The sequence below is a fragment of the Qipengyuania gaetbuli genome (assembly GCF_009827315.1).
GTDB classification, from domain to species: domain Bacteria; phylum Pseudomonadota; class Alphaproteobacteria; order Sphingomonadales; family Sphingomonadaceae; genus Qipengyuania; species Qipengyuania gaetbuli.
The window spans coordinates 954454-968995 of record NZ_WTYF01000004.1; the positions used below are offsets into that span (position 1 = coordinate 954454).

Here is a 14542-nt window from a genome sequence, read left to right on the forward strand (position 1 = left end):
GGTGCTTAAGCCCCCATCATCGCGGCAAGATCCTTCATCACCGCCTCGGGGAAGCCGGCATGGATCGGATAGGCTTCGGACGGCATGTATTGCGTATAAAGGCTGGCGCGCAGGTTTGCCTGATGGCTGACGAAGGCAACCGTGCCTGCAGCACCGCCCCAGCCATAAGCGCCGTTCGACACGCGGCCACCGGCGCCGAAGCCCTGCCCTTCGACCCAGGTCCCCTTGGTCGAGGCGGTTTCGGGCAGCAGGTTCGACGTGCCCATCTTGACCGCCGCTTCGCTCATCACGCGCTTGCCGTCGATGGTGCCATAGCCGAGCAGCATCTTGAGGAAGCGGTCGTAATCGCGCGGGCTGGAGACCAGGCCTGCCCCGCCGAAGGGGAAGGCCGGATCGTCGAGGTAGATCGAGGCCGGTGCCGGATCGAGCGGCAGTGGCATGCCGCCCATGATGCCGTAATTGGTAGTAAATCGGGCCACTTCGCTCTTCGGTACACGGAAGAAGGTGCTGTTCATCCCGCTCGGCTCGAAGATCTGCGTGCGAAGGTACTCGTCGAAGGACATGCCGCTGGCGACCTCGATCACGCGGCCGAGCAGGTCGAGGCTGACCGAATAGCTCCACTTGGTGCCCGGCTGAAGGACCAGCGGCAGCTGCGCGAGATTGTTGGCGAACTTGTCGAGGCCGCGGATCGCCTCTTCGCGGCCGAGGCCGGGGATCGGCAGACGGGTCACCTGTCCGGGCACGACGCCGTATTTGACGTAAAGATCGCGGATGGGGCCCTTCTGGATGATCGAATAGCCGAGGCCTGCTGTGTGGGTAAGCAGCTGGCGAATGGTGATCGGGCGTTCGGCAGGCACGAGGTCGGTGACCGAGCCGTCGTAGGTCTTCTGCACCTTCATGTTGGAGAAGGCCGGCAGCACTTCGGCGAGCGGCTGGTCGAGACCCAGCTTGCCCTCGTCAATCAGCATCATCGTTGCCATGCCGGTGACCGGCTTGGTCATGGAATAGATGCGATATAGGCTGTCCATGTCGACCGGCGTCGCGCCGCCCAGCACCAGCGTGCCCTTGGCGATCAGCAGCGGGTCCTTGTCGCCCCAGCCGAGCGCTGCGGCCATGTTGGCGACCTTGCCTTCGGCCACGTATTTGTTGACCATCGAGGATACCGAGGGCCACCGCGCTGCCGCGCCCTGCGCCATCGCCGCGCCGCCCAGCGGCAGGCCGGACATGGCTGCACCGGCAGTCATCCATGCGCCGCCCCTCAGCAGCGAACGGCGGGAAAGCGGAGACGTATCGAAATCGCGGTAGGCCATGTATTTCCTCTCGAAACCTGGTGCGCGCGCCGTTTTGGGCAAGCGATCCTGAACGGTCAATTGCGAATCGAAACTATTGCAATCCGCAGGTGACTTACCCATATAGGACACATGCTGAACCTCCTCTCATTCATCTTCGGAATCGTCTCGCTGGTGATCGTGATCCCGGCGACCATCCCCCTCCTCGGTTGGGCCAACTGGATTGCACTGCCGCTGATCGTGATCGGCGTGGTGCTGGGCCAGCTGTCGTCGAGCAATGCGGGCCGCAACTTCTGCATCGTGGTGATGCTGATCGCAGTGGTCCGCCTGTCGCTGGGCGGCGGGATCATCTAGGCCAGCGCGAGCCGCGCAGCCTTGGCGAAAAGGGTCGGCAGGCCCGCATCCTCGAGCCTGTCGAGCGGCCACCATTCACCCTCGCCCAAAGTTTCCTCTTGCCGGAGGACCGACAGTTCGAGGTCGAAATGGGTAAAGCCGTGCCGCACTAATCCCAGTGCCTCGCCGATGGCATTACCCACACCGTCGCCGCGCGCGGACCAGCCGTCGTCCGGCAGCGCGCGCATGCCGCCCAGCATTCCGGTACCCTCGCGCCGGACCAGCCAGACCTGCCCTTCCCGCTCGATCCAGTATGCCTGGCCCTGCCGCAGCGGCTTGGCCTTTTTCGGCGCCTTGACCGGATAGCGCGCAGGTTCGCCCTCGGCCCGCGCGGCGCAGGCATGTGACAAGGGGCACAGCAGGCACTTGGGATCACGCACGGTGCAAAGGCTGGAGCCGAGGTCCATCATCGCCTGCGCAAAATCGCCCGCGCGTTCTTCCGGCGTGATTTCATCGGTCCGTTCGCGGATCTCCTTGCGCGAGCCCGGCAGGGGATCGGCGATGGTGAAGAGGCGCGACACCACCCGCTCGACATTGGCATCGACCACCACGGCGCGCTGGCCGAACGCAATCGCGGCGACCGCGGCGGCCGTATAGGCACCGAGGCCCGGCAGCTTGCGCAGGGCCTCTTCGTCCGCAGGGAAAGCACCCAGTTCGGCCACGGCCTTGGCCGCCTTCACGAGATTGCGCGCCCGCGAATAGTATCCCAGTCCCGCCCATGCCGCCATGACGTCCTCTTCCGGAGCGGCGGCCAGCGCCTGCATATCCGGCCATCGGCTGGTGAATGCCTCGAAATAGGGTTTCACGGCGGCCACGGTGGTCTGCTGCAGCATTACCTCCGACAGCCAGACGCGATAGGGATCGGGCGGCGGCGCACCGGGCGGCGCGCGCCACGGCAGGTCGCGGGCATGCGCGTCGTACCAGTCGAGAAGCGTGTCGGAGATGCTGGCGGCCACGGCCTGCCTATGGCATGAGCGCCGCCGTCATGGAAAGCGACAAGCCCGAACCAAAACCTAAAAAGGCTGCGCGCCCTTATGAACGTCCGCGCGGAGGACAGGCGAAGGCGATTTCCGACCTGATGCCGCAGATCGGCCGCCCTGCCTTCCGTCGTTTCGGCTTTGTCCAGTCGTCCATCGTCAGCCGCTGGCCCGAGATCGTGGGTGATACGCATTCGCTGGTTTGCACGCCGGAAATGATCCGCTTTCCTCCCGGTGAGAAGTCGGAAGGCATTCTCGAACTGGTGGTGAAGCCCGCCCATGCGCCGCTGATCCAGCAGGTGCTGCCCGAGATCATCGAGCGAGTGAACCGGTTCTTCGGCTATCGCGCAGTTGCCCGCATCAAGCTGCGGCAAGGTGCGGTTAAGCCTCCCGAGGGCAGGCAGAAGGCCAAGGCCCCGCCTTCGCTGAAGCCGATTCCTATGGAACTGGGTGACAGCCTGCGCGATATTGGCGACCCGGAACTGCGCGCGGTGCTCGAATCGCTGGCGCGCGGCCTCGGATCGCAGGATGAGAACGGAACCGATTGACGTGAAAATTCCCGCCCGGCTCGTAGCGCCCGCATTCCTTGCCATTGCCGCCACTCTTTCAGCTGCCCCCGCCGCAGCGCAGGACAAGCCTGCTGTCGCCAAGCCGAAGAACGGCAACTGGAGCAGCGTCATCACCGAAACCGCCGGCGGCCACCTGCTCGGCAATCCGGAAGCGGATGCGCGGCTGGTCGAATTCATGAGCTATACCTGCTCGCATTGCGCCGATTTCGCGCGCAGCGGCGAAGGGGCGATCAAGCTGCTCTACGTGCCCAGCGGCAAGGTCGCCTTCGAGGTACGCCACCTGATCCGCGACCCCGTGGACCTCACTGCCGCGCTCGCTGCCCAATGCGGTCCGGCGAACAATTTCTTTGCCAACCATGCCGCGCTGATCGGCAAGTATGCCGACTGGATGGCCAAGGCGCGCAGCATGACGCAGGCGCAGATGGCGCGCTGGAATTTCGGCAGCTTCGGCTCGCGCGCGCAGGCCATCGCCAGCGATCTCGACTTCTACGAGATCATGGAAGGCCGCGGCTATTCGCGTATCGAGGTCGACAAGTGCCTGACCGACGAGGCCCGGGCGCAGGCAATCGCCGCGCAGAGCCAGGCCGATATCCAGAAATTCGGCCTGCGCGGCACACCCACCTTCTTCATGGGCGGCGAACAGCTCGACGCACATGACTGGAAATCGCTGCAGCCGCATCTCGACGCCCTGTTCCGCAAGTGAACCGGGCAACCGCGGGGTTGCCTTTACCGGGGACAGCCCTGTGGACACCGCCTCCGTGACGCTTCACCTGCGCCGGACCCTAGCCTAGCCTTTTTCATCCACTCGAGAGGAATCCGATGAAGACCAGCCTGCGTTTCGCCCTTGCAGCCCCCCTCGCACTCGCGCTTGCCGCCTGTGGCGGCGATGCCGGAGAAGCGGAAGTCGGCGCCCTCGAAGGCGAACCCATCGCCGCCATTCCCGCCCCCGAAGGATCGAGCTGGCTCGAAACTGCCAGCAAGACCGCGGAAGGTGGCTTCGTCATCGGCAACCCCGATGCCCCGATCAAGCTGGTCGAATTCGCCAGCCACACCTGCGGCGCCTGCGCCTATTTCGCGGAAACCGGTTCGGCCCCGCTCCAGCAAGACTACGTCAGCACCGGCGTCGTCAGCTACGAAATCCGCCCGCTGCTGCGCGATCCGCTGGACGTGACCATCTCGGCGCTGGCCCAGTGCGGCGCGCCGGAAAGCTTCCACGCCCTGTCCGACCAGGCATGGGCCGCCCTGCCGAGCTTCGGTGAGGCCCTGCAGGCCAGCGGTGCTTACGAATCCGCCATGGCCGCCCCGCCGGAACAGCGCTTCCTGCTGCTGGCACAGGGCGCCGGCCTGATCGACTTCTTCGCCTCGCGCGGACTGTCGGCCGACCAGGCACGCAGCTGCCTCGCCGACACGGCCAAGATTGAAGAGATGGCCAATACCTCGCGCGCCGCGGCCGATGCGGCCAAGGTAACCGGCACGCCCACCTTCTTCCTCAACGGCAACCGTATCGAGGAAAACCAGTGGGCAGCGCTCGAACCCATCCTGCAGCGCGCCGGCGCCAGGTAAGGGCCGAGGCAGGGGGGCGATAAGGCGATGCTCATCAAACAGCTCAGGTTGAGCGGTTTCAAGAGCTTCGTCGAGCCGTCCACCCTGCGCATCGAACCCGGCCTGACCGGGGTCGTCGGCCCGAACGGCTGCGGCAAGTCCAACCTGCTCGAAGCGATCCGCTGGGTGATGGGCGAAAACTCGCCCAAGTCCATGCGCTCGGGCGGGATGGAAGACGTGATTTTCGCCGGCACCGCCACCCGCCCGCCGCGCGACTTCGCCGAAGTCCAGCTGTCCGCCGAAAGTGACGACGGCGACGAGCTCGAAGTCATTCGCCGCATCGAACGCGGCGCGGGCAGCGCCTACCGCGTCAACGGCAAGGATGTGCGCGCCAAGGATGTCGCGCTGACCTTTGCCGACGCGGCGACCGGTGCGCACAGCCCGGCACTCGTCAGCCAGGGCAAGATCGCGCAGGTCATCGCCGCAAAGCCGCAGGAACGGCGCATGATGCTGGAAGAGGCGGCGGGCATTGCCGGTCTTCACGTCCGGCGCAAGGATGCCGAAAGCAAGCTGCGGCAGACCGAAACCAACCTCGCGCGGCTCGAAGACCTCATGGCGGGCCTCGACAGCCAGATCGCCTCGCTGCGGCGCCAGGCCAAGCAGGCGGAACGCTACAAGAAGCTGTCGGACGAAATAAAGTCGGCAGAAGCCCGGCTGGTCTTTGCCCGCTGGCGCGATGCCGCCGCTGCCGCCGAAGCGGCGAAGAAGGCCGCCGGAGAGGCAGAGGCCCGGGTCGTGCAGGCGCAGGCTGCCGCCGACGAAGCCCAGAAGGCACAGCGTGCCGCCGCCGAAGCCCTTGCCGAAGCGCGCGAGGAACAGGCTGACCGCCGCGATGATGCCAGCGCCCACGGCCACCGCATGGCCGCGCTCACCAGCCAGCTCGAGGCCGCCGAACAGCGCCTCGCCGACCTCGAACGGCAGAAGCGGCGGCTGGAGGAAGATCGCGGCGATGCCGACCGGCTGACCAAGGATGCCGCTGAAGCGCTCGCCCGGCTGGAAAAGGAACTGGCCGCCAGCGAAAAGGACCTCGCCGCCAACGAGGAACGCCGCCCCGCCCTAGTCGCGCAAAGCGAGGACGCAGAGCGCGCCAGCCGGACTGCCGAACTCGCTCTCGCCAAGGCCACCGCAGACAATGCGGGGGTCGAAGCGGAATGGCGCGTAGTCGAGGCGGAAATCGCTCAGGCAAGGCTGCGGCTCGACCGCGTGGAAGCCGAAGGCCGCCGCATGGCCGACCAGCGCGGTGCCCTCGCCGGAGAAGACGTCGACGGCGCGCTCGAACGCGCGAAAAAGGCCGCGCAGAACGCCACCACGTCGCTCGAACAGCAGCGCACTGCACTCGAGGCCATGCAGGCCCGCAAGGCGGAATTGCAGGCCGCAAGGGACGAGGCGGCCAGCGCGCTCTCCAGCGCCCGCGCCGAACTCTCGGGCGTCGAGCGCGAACACACCGCCCTGCTGCGCGACCGCGAGGCGCGCGAAAGGGCCGCGGCCAAACGCTCCGGCCGCCAGCAGGCGATCGACGGCGTGCGCGCAGCCAAGGGCTATGAACGCGCCGCTGCCGCCGCGCTGGGCCGCGACGGCAAGGCGCTGCTCGGCCTGCCAGAAGATGGCGCGGAAGGGCGCTACTGGACCGGGGCCGATGCGCCCAAGAAGGTGGCGGACAGCCTAGCCGACCATCTCGATGCCTGCCCCGCCGAATTGCGCGCCCGCCTCGCCCTCGTCCACGTGGCCGAAAGCGATGACGGACGCAGCCTTGCACCGGGCGAAAGCCTCGTCACCATGGCCGGGCATCTGCGCCGCTGGGACGGCCTCGTCGTGCGCGGCGAAGGCGCGGCGGAAGCTGCCCGCCTGGAAGCCGACAACCGCTTCGCCGAACTCGATGCGCAGGTGCCCGCTTTGCAGACCGCGCTGGAAAGCGCCGAAAACGCTCAGGCAAGCGCGAGCGAGGAACTCTCGAACCTCCAGCGAGACCTGATCGCGGCCGAGCGCGAACTTGCCGGTGCCGCCGATGCGGAACGGCAGGCACTGCGCGCTCTCGACCAAGCGGAAGCCGCGCGCGAACGCATCGCAGCGCGCCTTGCCGAACTCGAACGGGCCGAGGGCGAACACGCCGAACTCGTCGCTGCCGCAAAGACCGACCTTGCCGCTGCCGAGGCCAAGCGCAAGGCCCTGCCCGATCCTGAAGCAGGCCGCGCCTCGCTCGAAGCCGCCCGCGCGAAGAACGAGGCGGCCCGCGCGGCCTTGCAAGCCCGTGCCGCCGAACTGGCCGCGCACGACCAGGGCCTTGCCGTCTCGCGCGAACGCACCAGCGCCCAGCGCTCCGACATGGCGAACTGGCAGGCGCGTTCGGGCGAAGCTGCCCGGCGCCTGTCCGACATGGCTCGCCGGTTCGAGGAAATCGAGGAAGAGCGTGCCGTCTACGCCGCCAAGCCCGAAGGCCTGATGCGCGAGATCGAACAGGGCGACCAGGTGCGCGAGCGCCTGGGCCGCGAACTGGCCGAAGCCGAGGCTGCCGTCGCCTCCGCGAACGAGCAGGCACAGGAGGCCGAGCGCGGCTTCGCTGCGGCCAACGAGGCACTCGCAGCCGCACGCGAGAACCGCGCTGGCCTGGTTGCACGGGCCGAGAACGAGGACGGTCGCCGCATCGAAATGGCGCGGATTTCGGGCGAACGCTTCCAGTCGCCCCCGCCCCTGCTGTCGACGAAGTTCGAATTCGACGAAACCGCAGTCAAATCCGCCGAGGCAGAGGCCGAGGAAATGGACCGGCTCACCGCGAGCCGCGAGCGCATCGGCCCGGTGAACCTCGTCGCCGCCGAAGAGCTGGAGCGGATCGAGAGCGAGCACGGCTCCAACGCGGCCGAACAGGAAGAACTGCGCGAGGCGGTCAATCGCCTGCGCGGATCGATCGGCAGCCTCAACCGCGAAGGGCGCGAGCGGCTGCGCGAGGCGTTCGAACGGGTGAATGACCACTTCAAGCACCTCTTCACCCGCCTGTTCGAAGGTGGCGAGGCGCATCTTGCCCTCATCGACAGCGACGATCCACTGGAAGCCGGCCTCGAAATCTTCGCCCAGCCGCCGGGCAAGCGCCTGCAGTCGCTGACCCTCCTTTCGGGCGGCGAACAGGCGCTGACCGCGACTGCGCTGATCTTCGCGCTGTTCCTTACCAACCCGGCCCCGATCTGCGTGCTGGACGAAGTCGACGCGCCGCTGGACGATGCGAATATCGACCGCTTCTGCGACCTGCTCGACGCGATGGTGATGGAAACCGACACGCGTTACCTCATCGTCACGCACAATGCGGTCACGATGAGCCGCATGCACCGCCTGTTCGGCGTCACCATGATCGAGAAAGGCATCAGCCGCCTCGTCAGCGTGGACTTGGGCGGGGCAGAGGAACTGCTGGCGGCGGAGTAGTCTGCCCGCTCGTCCTGCGTTGTGGGAGGACAGAGAGATGACCAGACTGAAGACGCATACCGAGAGCCACGCGACTTCTCGCATCGGCTGGCTGCGGGCCGCCGTCATGGGCGCCAATGACGGCATCGTATCGACAGCAAGCCTGATCGTCGGCGTCGCTGCAGCAAGTGCGGGACGAAGCGAGATCCTTATTGCGGGTATGGCTTCGCTGTTTGCCGGCGCGATGTCGATGGCCGCAGGCGAGTATGTTTCGGTCAGTTCGCAGGCCGACACGGAGAAGGCCGACCTCGCCCGAGAAAGGAAAGAACTGGCAAGCGACCCGGAATTCGAACACGCGGAATTGGCATCGGTTTACGAGGCGCGCGGCGTCGACGCCACGACAGCGAAGGAAGTCGCGCGGCAGATGATGGCGCATGATGCCTTGACTGCGCATGCACGCGACGAACTGGGTATTTCTGAGGTAAGCACGGCTCGCCCGCTCCAGGCGGCGATAGCTTCCGCTCTCACCTTCATCGCAGGCGCTGCCGCACCGCTCCTTGTAGTGCCCTTCGCGCCGCTTGCATCAATGGTGATGGCCGTGGCCGCTGCTTCGCTCGTGTGCCTTGCAGTGCTTGGGGCGCTGGGTGCCAAGGCAGGCGGGGCGCCGGTAGTGCCCTCGGTTGTCAGGGTCGTGTTCTGGGGTGCGATGGCGATGGTCGTCACCGCACTGGTCGGAAAACTGTTTGGCGCCGTTGTGGCCTAGGTAATTTACCGACACGCCTTTTGGGCAAACGATCCGTTATTGGTGGAAGAAATATGCTGAAAATTGATCGCTTCTGGATCCTCGCCGTGACGGGTGCCGGATTGGCGTGCCCGGCCGCAGCCTCTGGCATCGTGCCGCCCCTGCTTCCCATGACGGAGACTGAATTCGTGCGCCCCGAACTGCCGGTTATCCTTCCCCAACGAGACAGGGCCGCAGTAATCGACGAAATCCTCGCCGAGCGGCTGGAGACGGTGATCCCTGCCATCATGCGCGAGCAGGGAGTGGATTTCTGGCTGCTGATGTCGCGCGAATATTTCGAGGATCCGGTCACCGCCACCATGCTCGATGCCGAAAGCATGCATGCACGCCGTCGCACGATCCTCGTCTTCCACGATCCGGGCAACGGCCAGCCCGTCGAGCGCCTGACGGTAAGCCGCTACGGCCTTGCCGACCTCTTCGAAGCATCATGGTCGCCGGAAGCGCAGCCCGACCAATGGCAGGCGGTGGCCGACATCATCACCCATCGTGACCCGGCGAAGATCGCGGTGAATTTTTCTGACCTGACCGCCTTTGGCGACGGCATGACCCTGAGCCAGTACCGCGCTTTCACCGAAGCGCTGCCGGAGGGTTACGAGGACCGGATCGTGTCCGGCGAAGCGCTGTCGATCCGTTGGCTGGAAAGCCGCACCCCGCGCGAGCTGGAAATCTATCCCGGTATCGTGCGGATCGCGCATTCGATCATCGGCACTGCATTTTCGCGCGAGGTCATCACTCCGGGCAAGACCAGCGTCGAGGAGGTGCAATGGTGGTACCGCGAAAGGCTCGCCGAACTGGGCCTCACGCCGTGGTTCCACCCCTCGGTCGGCGTCCAGCGACAGGGGCGCGAAGGCATGCTGCGCGGGAGCGAGGTCATCCAGCCGGGCGACCTGCTATGGACCGATTTCGGCATTGCCTATCTGCGTCTCAACACCGACACCCAGCACCTCGCCTATGTCCTTAAACCGGGCGAGACGCGGGCGCCTGCGGGCCTCGTGGCGGGGCTGAAGGCGACCAATCGTGTGCAGGACCTGCTGCTCGAATCCTTCGAGGCCGGGCTGAGCGGTAACGAAGTACTCGCCCGCGCCCGGGCAAAGGCGCTGGCCGAAGGGCTGGACCCGTCGATCTATTCGCATCCCATCGGCTTTCACGGGCACGGGGCAGGCACGGCTATTGGCTTCTGGGACAACCAGAACGGCGATCCACGCGGCGCCTATCCGGTGCAGGCCGGGACTACATGGTCGATCGAGCTGACGAATTACCACAAAGTGCCCGAATGGGGCGGCCAGCGTGTCGATTTCCGGTCCGAGGAAGACGCCTGGTTCGACGGGGAGCGTGTGCGCTTCCTCGATGGGCGGCAGACCGAATTGACGCTAATACCGTTCGATTGATCCAGCCTTATTGAGCGAGGCTTCATGCAACTGGCCTCCGCGAATTTTGCCGAAACCGTGCGGGTGTTCGCGCGCATCGGCCTGCTGAGCTTCGGCGGGCCCGCGGGGCAGATCGCGCTGATGCACCGCGAGCTGGTCGACGAGCGCAAATGGGTCGGCGAGGAGGATTTCCTCAATGGGCTCAATTTCTGCCATCTCCTGCCCGGTCCCGAGGCTCAGCAGCTGGCGACCTGGATCGGCTGGCGGCTGCATGGCTGGCGCGGCGGCGTAGTCGCGGGCGCGCTGTTCGTCATCCCGGGTGCCTTGGTCGTCCTGCTGCTCTCGGCGCTCTATGCAGTAGCGGCCGACCTTGCCTGGTTCGAGGCGCTGTTCCTCGGCATCAAGGCCGCGGTCCTTGCCATCGTGGCGCAGGCGCTGCTGCGGATTGCGGGGCGGTCGCTGGATACTGGGTTCAAGCGCGCGCTTGCCCTTCTGGCCTTTGCCAGCCTGTTCCTGTTTGCGCTGCCCTTCCCGCTGGTCGTGCTCTTGGCAGGTGCTGCCGGTGCGCTGGCCGCGTGGAAGCGACCCGGCTGGCTGGCGCTCAAGCCTGCGGCGGCACCGGGGGAGCGTGGCCCCCGTCCGTGGAAAGCGACTTTGAAGGCCGTGCTGGTCTGGGGCGCGATCTGGGCGACGCCGTTCATCGCGATCGCCATCGGTCTCGGCCGCGAGCACCGCCTGTGGGACATAGCGATGTTCTTCTCGCAGCTGGCCGTGGTGACATTCGGCGGGGCTTATGCGGTGCTCGCCTACATGGCGCAGGAGGCGGTGACCGGTTTCGGCTGGCTGCAACCGGGCGAGATGGCCGACGGCCTCGGCCTTGCGGAGACTACGCCGGGCCCGCTGATCCTCGTCACACAGTTCGTCGGCTATCTCGCCGCCTTCAGGGCACCTGAGCCGTTCACTCCCTTCGTCGCAGGGCTGATCGGCGCAGGACTGACCACCTGGGTCACCTTCGCGCCCTGCTTCCTGTGGATCTTCGCCTTTGCTCCGTGGATCGAGCGGGTGCGCGATGCGGTGCGGCTGAAAGGCGCGCTGGCGGGCGTGACCGCGGCTATTGTCGGGGTGATCGCCAATCTCACCGTGTGGTTCGCTCTCCATGTCCTGTTCGCGCGCGTGGGCGACGGGGCGGCCGGACCAGTGCGGGTGCTAGCGCCGGAATGGGCCAGTTTCGACTGGCGCGCAGGCTCGCTGGCGCTGGTCGCAGGCGCGCTGATTTTCAGGCTGGGCTGGAGCGTGCCGCGAACTCTCGCAGTCTGCGCCGGTGGGGGACTGCTGCTCGGCTGCGCAACCTAGACTGCGCCCCTAGGCGGAAAGCGCGGCCTTCAGGTCGTCGCGGATGGCCTTGAGGCGCGGCAGGATCGCATCGGCACCTGCCGGGGGCTGGGCCTGCACCACCGGGGCGCTTTCAGCTTCGGGCGCGCCGCGCAAGGCAGCCTTCGCGCCTTTCAGCGTGTAGCCTTCGCGATTGACCAGCCGGTCGATCCGCTCGACCAGCGCGACATCTTCCGCGCGGTAGTAGCGGCGGCCGCCGGAGCGTTTCAGGGGCTTGAGGCTCGGGAACTGCTGTTCCCAATAGCGCAGCACATGCGTCTTGATGCCGGTCGCCTTGGCAACCTCGCCAATGGTGCGCAGTGCGCCGTCGTCCTTGTGGTCGTCAAATTCCGCCATCACGACCCCTTAGCAGTCATCCGTTCGCGACGCGATCCTTCAGGAGCTGACTTGCCCGGAAAGTCATCACGCGGCGCGGCGTGATCGGCACTTCGACACCCGTCTTGGGGTTACGGCCGATCCGTTCCTTCTTGTCGCGCAGCACGAAGCTGCCGAAACCGGAAATCTTGACGTTTTCACCGCGAACCAGCGCATCGGTCATCTTGCCGAGAACCTGTTCGACAAGGTCCAGCGATTCCGCCCGGCTCAGTCCCATTTTCCGATTGATAGTCTCTGCCAGGTCGGCGCGGGTCAGTGTTCCCACCGAGCGCATCATATCCATCTCACTCTCCCAGACGCGACCCTGGGGTTCGATTCTAGATATCCAACATACTGTATTGCGGCGAGTTTCACAACCGAATGAAACAAATGTTTCATCACCTACATGCGGGCGAGCGAGGCACCCCATGTGAAGCCGCCGCCCATCGCCTCGAACATGACCAGATCGCCCTGTTTGATACGGCCGTCGCGGCGGGCGACGTCGAAGGCGAGCGGCACCGAGGCGGCAGAGGTGTTGGCGTGCCGGTCGACCGTGACCACGACCTTTTCGGCCGGCAGGTCGAGCTTGCGCGCGGTCGCATCGAGGATGCGGGCATTGGCCTGGTGCGGCACGACCCAGTCGATATCGGCAGCTTGCGCCCCTGCATCGACCAGAACTTCGCGCAGCACGTCGGCAAGGTTCACGACCGCGTGGCGGAAGACCTCGCGGCCCTTCATGCGCAGCTTGCCGACCTCGCCCGTAGTCGAGGGCCCGCCATCGACATAGAGCAGGTCGCAATGCGCACCGTCGGCATGCAGCTTGGTCGACAGGATACCCGGACCATCCTCGGGAACGTCGCGTGCCTCGAGCACGACAGCGCCCGCCCCGTCGCCGAACAGGACGCAGGTCGTGCGGTCTTCCCAGTCGAGGATGCGACTGAATGTTTCCGCGCCGATGACCAGCGCCTTTTTCGCCATGCCGGTCCGCAGGAGCGATTCGGCAGTAGCCAGCGCGTAGAGAAAGCCCGAACACACGGCCTGCACGTCGAAAGCGACGCAGCCGTTGCAGCCAAGCGCGTTCTGCACCTGCGTGGCGGTGGCGGGGAAGGTGTGGTCCGGCGTCGCGGTAGCGAGCACGATGAGGCCGATCTCCGCCGCGTCCACGCCCGCATCTTCCAGCGCGCGGCGTGCGGCCTGCGTGGCGAGGGTCGAGGTCGTCTCGCCTTCGGCGGCGATGTAGCGCTGGCGGATGCCGGTGCGTTCGACGATCCATTCGTCGCTGGTATCCACACGCTCGGCCAGGTCGGCATTGGTCACGCAGTTCGCGGGCAGCGCGCTTCCGCTGCCGGTGATGACCGCGCGGATCATTTTCCGTTGAAGCCCTGCGTGTCAATCTTGCCCAGATCGTTGGCGATGCGGTTGGTGATGTCGTCCTCCAGCAGGCGGGCGGCGACTTCCACCGCATTGGCGACGCCCTTGGCATTCGCGCTTCCGTGGCTTTTCACGACCACGCCGTTGAGGCCGAGGAATACCGCGCCATTGTGGTTGTTCGGGTCGAGATGGTGCTTCAGCAGTTCGGTCGCCGGGCGCGACACGAGGAAGCCGACCTTGGACCGGATGCTGGAGGTGAACGCCTGGCGCAGCAGGTCGGTCACGAAACGAGCCGCGCCCTCGATCGCCTTGAGCGCAATATTGCCGGAGAAACCGTCGCACACGACCACGTCGCATTCGCCGCGGTTGATCTTGTCGGCTTCCGTGTAGCCTTCGAAATTCATAGCGAGATTGTCGGCCGCGCGCAGCTGGTCGTAGGCGGCCTGGATATCCTCGGTGCCCTTGTTTTCTTCCGTGCCGATGTTCAGCAGGCGCACGCGCGGACGCTCGCGTCCGGTAACAATGCGCGAATAGGCTGCGCCCATCACCGCGAACTGCACGAGATTGCGCGCATCGCATTCACGGTTGGCGCCAAGGTCCAGCATGACGACGTCGTTGTCGCCCAGCGTTGGCAGCAATGCGGCCAGCGCCGGGCGGTCGAGGCCGGGCATGGTGCGCAGGGCCAGCTTGCTCATCGCCATCAGCGCGCCCGTGTTGCCGGCGGAGACGGCAGCGCCGGCCTCGCCGCGCTTCACTGCGTCGACGGCCAGGCCCATGCTGGTGGTCTTGGCACGGCGCAGCGCGCGGCTGGGCAGCTCGTCACCGGCCACCACGTCGTCGCAATGCAGGATTTCCGAAGCGCCGGACATTCCCGGGTGCGTTTCGAGCGCCGCCTTGATGCGGGTTCCGTCACCGACCAGCAGGAACTTGAATCGATCGTGGCGCCTACGCGCGAGCGCGGCGCCTTCGATCATGGTGCGAACGCCTTCGTCCCCGCCCATCGCGTCGATAGCGATACGCGGCAAACTCATGACGT

Annotated in this window: 14 protein-coding genes; 8 read left to right on the forward strand and 6 right to left on the reverse strand. The window is 66.2% G+C overall.

All coding sequences use genetic code 11. From position 1 onward, the window contains the following. Positions 1-5: 5 nt before the first annotated feature. Entirely contained in the window at positions 6-1310 is a 1305-nt protein-coding gene (locus GRI42_RS07050; RefSeq protein ID WP_160607594.1) for a serine hydrolase domain-containing protein, read from the reverse strand. Positions 1311-1421: 111 nt separating this feature from the next. Here GRI42_RS07050 and GRI42_RS07055 point away from each other — a divergent pair, with 111 nt between their 5' ends. Then, positions 1422-1643 carry a hypothetical protein gene (locus tag GRI42_RS07055; protein ID WP_160607595.1) on the forward strand — a complete coding sequence of 74 codons (222 nt, stop codon included), beginning with the start codon at positions 1422-1424 and terminating at the stop codon, positions 1641-1643. Here GRI42_RS07055 and GRI42_RS07060 read toward each other — a convergent pair. Then, a complete protein-coding gene (locus GRI42_RS07060) occupies positions 1640-2638 on the reverse strand; it encodes an A/G-specific adenine glycosylase (protein WP_160607596.1) in 999 nt (332 codons plus the stop codon). The genes GRI42_RS07055 and GRI42_RS07060 overlap by 4 nt on opposite strands. A gap of 14 nt (positions 2639-2652) precedes the next feature. Between GRI42_RS07060 and GRI42_RS07065 the strand changes: the two genes are divergently transcribed. The 7 genes from GRI42_RS07065 (at position 2653) to chrA (ending at position 11742) form a co-directional block, all read left to right on the forward strand. Next, the gene (locus GRI42_RS07065) at positions 2653-3207 is read left to right on the forward strand and encodes a DUF721 domain-containing protein (protein WP_160607597.1); all 555 of its coding nucleotides are present in this window, start codon (positions 2653-2655) and stop codon (positions 3205-3207) included. A 1-nt stretch (position 3208) separates the two neighbouring features. Continuing rightward, on the forward strand, positions 3209-3931 hold the full coding sequence (locus GRI42_RS07070) for a thioredoxin domain-containing protein (protein ID WP_160607598.1): 723 nt from the start codon (positions 3209-3211) through the stop codon (positions 3929-3931). A 116-nt stretch (positions 3932-4047) separates the two neighbouring features. After that, positions 4048-4791, forward strand: a complete 744-nt coding sequence (locus tag GRI42_RS07075; RefSeq protein ID WP_160607599.1) for a thioredoxin domain-containing protein — start codon at positions 4048-4050, stop codon at positions 4789-4791. Between the two features lie 27 nt (positions 4792-4818). Further along, positions 4819-8241, forward strand: coding sequence for a chromosome segregation SMC family protein (locus tag GRI42_RS07080; RefSeq protein WP_160607600.1), 3423 nt, complete (start codon positions 4819-4821; stop codon positions 8239-8241). Positions 8242-8278: 37 nt separating this feature from the next. Continuing rightward, a complete protein-coding gene (locus GRI42_RS07085) occupies positions 8279-8983 on the forward strand; it encodes a VIT1/CCC1 transporter family protein (protein WP_160607601.1) in 705 nt (234 codons plus the stop codon). A 53-nt stretch (positions 8984-9036) separates the two neighbouring features. Next, positions 9037-10410, forward strand: a complete 1374-nt coding sequence (locus tag GRI42_RS07090) for a M24 family metallopeptidase (protein WP_234033892.1) — start codon at positions 9037-9039, stop codon at positions 10408-10410. Positions 10411-10434: 24 nt separating this feature from the next. Then, complete coding sequence (gene chrA, locus GRI42_RS07095) at positions 10435-11742, forward strand: chromate efflux transporter (protein ID WP_160607602.1); 1308 nt, start codon at positions 10435-10437, stop codon at positions 11740-11742. A gap of 9 nt (positions 11743-11751) precedes the next feature. Here the strand turns inward: chrA and GRI42_RS07100 are convergent, their stop codons facing one another. From GRI42_RS07100 to plsX, 4 genes are all read right to left on the reverse strand, one after another. Continuing rightward, complete coding sequence (locus tag GRI42_RS07100; RefSeq protein WP_160607603.1) at positions 11752-12117, reverse strand: MerR family transcriptional regulator; 366 nt, start codon at positions 12115-12117, stop codon at positions 11752-11754. 16 nt (positions 12118-12133) lie between these two features. Next, the gene (locus tag GRI42_RS07105; protein WP_199800526.1) at positions 12134-12433 is read right to left on the reverse strand and encodes an integration host factor subunit alpha; all 300 of its coding nucleotides are present in this window, start codon (positions 12431-12433) and stop codon (positions 12134-12136) included. Between the two features lie 104 nt (positions 12434-12537). Then, positions 12538-13503: a beta-ketoacyl-ACP synthase III gene (locus GRI42_RS07110; protein WP_160607604.1), complete on the reverse strand. Its 966-nt coding sequence runs from the start codon at positions 13501-13503 to the stop codon at positions 12538-12540. Further along, on the reverse strand, positions 13500-14537 hold the full coding sequence (gene plsX / locus GRI42_RS07115) for a phosphate acyltransferase PlsX (protein WP_160607605.1): 1038 nt from the start codon (positions 14535-14537) through the stop codon (positions 13500-13502). The genes GRI42_RS07110 and plsX overlap by 4 nt, the downstream gene beginning before the upstream one ends. Between the last annotated feature and the right edge of the window lie 5 nt (positions 14538-14542).

What these genes read in the sequence shown, in the direction of transcription:
- GRI42_RS07050 (WP_160607594.1), bottom strand. Translation starts at nt 1,310, where the DNA reads ATGGCCTACCGCGATTTCGATACGTCTCCGCTTTCCCGCCGTTCGCTG.
- GRI42_RS07055 (WP_160607595.1), top strand. Translation starts at nt 1,422, where the DNA reads ATGCTGAACCTCCTCTCATTCATCTTCGGAATCGTCTCGCTGGTGATC.
- GRI42_RS07065 (WP_160607597.1), top strand. Translation starts at nt 2,653, where the DNA reads ATGAGCGCCGCCGTCATGGAAAGCGACAAGCCCGAACCAAAACCTAAA.
- GRI42_RS07075 (WP_160607599.1), top strand. Translation starts at nt 4,048, where the DNA reads ATGAAGACCAGCCTGCGTTTCGCCCTTGCAGCCCCCCTCGCACTCGCG.
- GRI42_RS07080 (WP_160607600.1), top strand. Translation starts at nt 4,819, where the DNA reads ATGCTCATCAAACAGCTCAGGTTGAGCGGTTTCAAGAGCTTCGTCGAG.
- GRI42_RS07085 (WP_160607601.1), top strand. Translation starts at nt 8,279, where the DNA reads ATGACCAGACTGAAGACGCATACCGAGAGCCACGCGACTTCTCGCATC.
- GRI42_RS07090 (WP_234033892.1), top strand. Translation starts at nt 9,037, where the DNA reads ATGCTGAAAATTGATCGCTTCTGGATCCTCGCCGTGACGGGTGCCGGA.
- chrA (WP_160607602.1), top strand. Translation starts at nt 10,435, where the DNA reads ATGCAACTGGCCTCCGCGAATTTTGCCGAAACCGTGCGGGTGTTCGCG.
- GRI42_RS07100 (WP_160607603.1), bottom strand. Translation starts at nt 12,117, where the DNA reads ATGGCGGAATTTGACGACCACAAGGACGACGGCGCACTGCGCACCATT.
- GRI42_RS07105 (WP_199800526.1), bottom strand. Translation starts at nt 12,433, where the DNA reads ATGATGCGCTCGGTGGGAACACTGACCCGCGCCGACCTGGCAGAGACT.
- GRI42_RS07110 (WP_160607604.1), bottom strand. Translation starts at nt 13,503, where the DNA reads ATGATCCGCGCGGTCATCACCGGCAGCGGAAGCGCGCTGCCCGCGAAC.
- plsX (WP_160607605.1), bottom strand. Translation starts at nt 14,537, where the DNA reads ATGAGTTTGCCGCGTATCGCTATCGACGCGATGGGCGGGGACGAAGGC.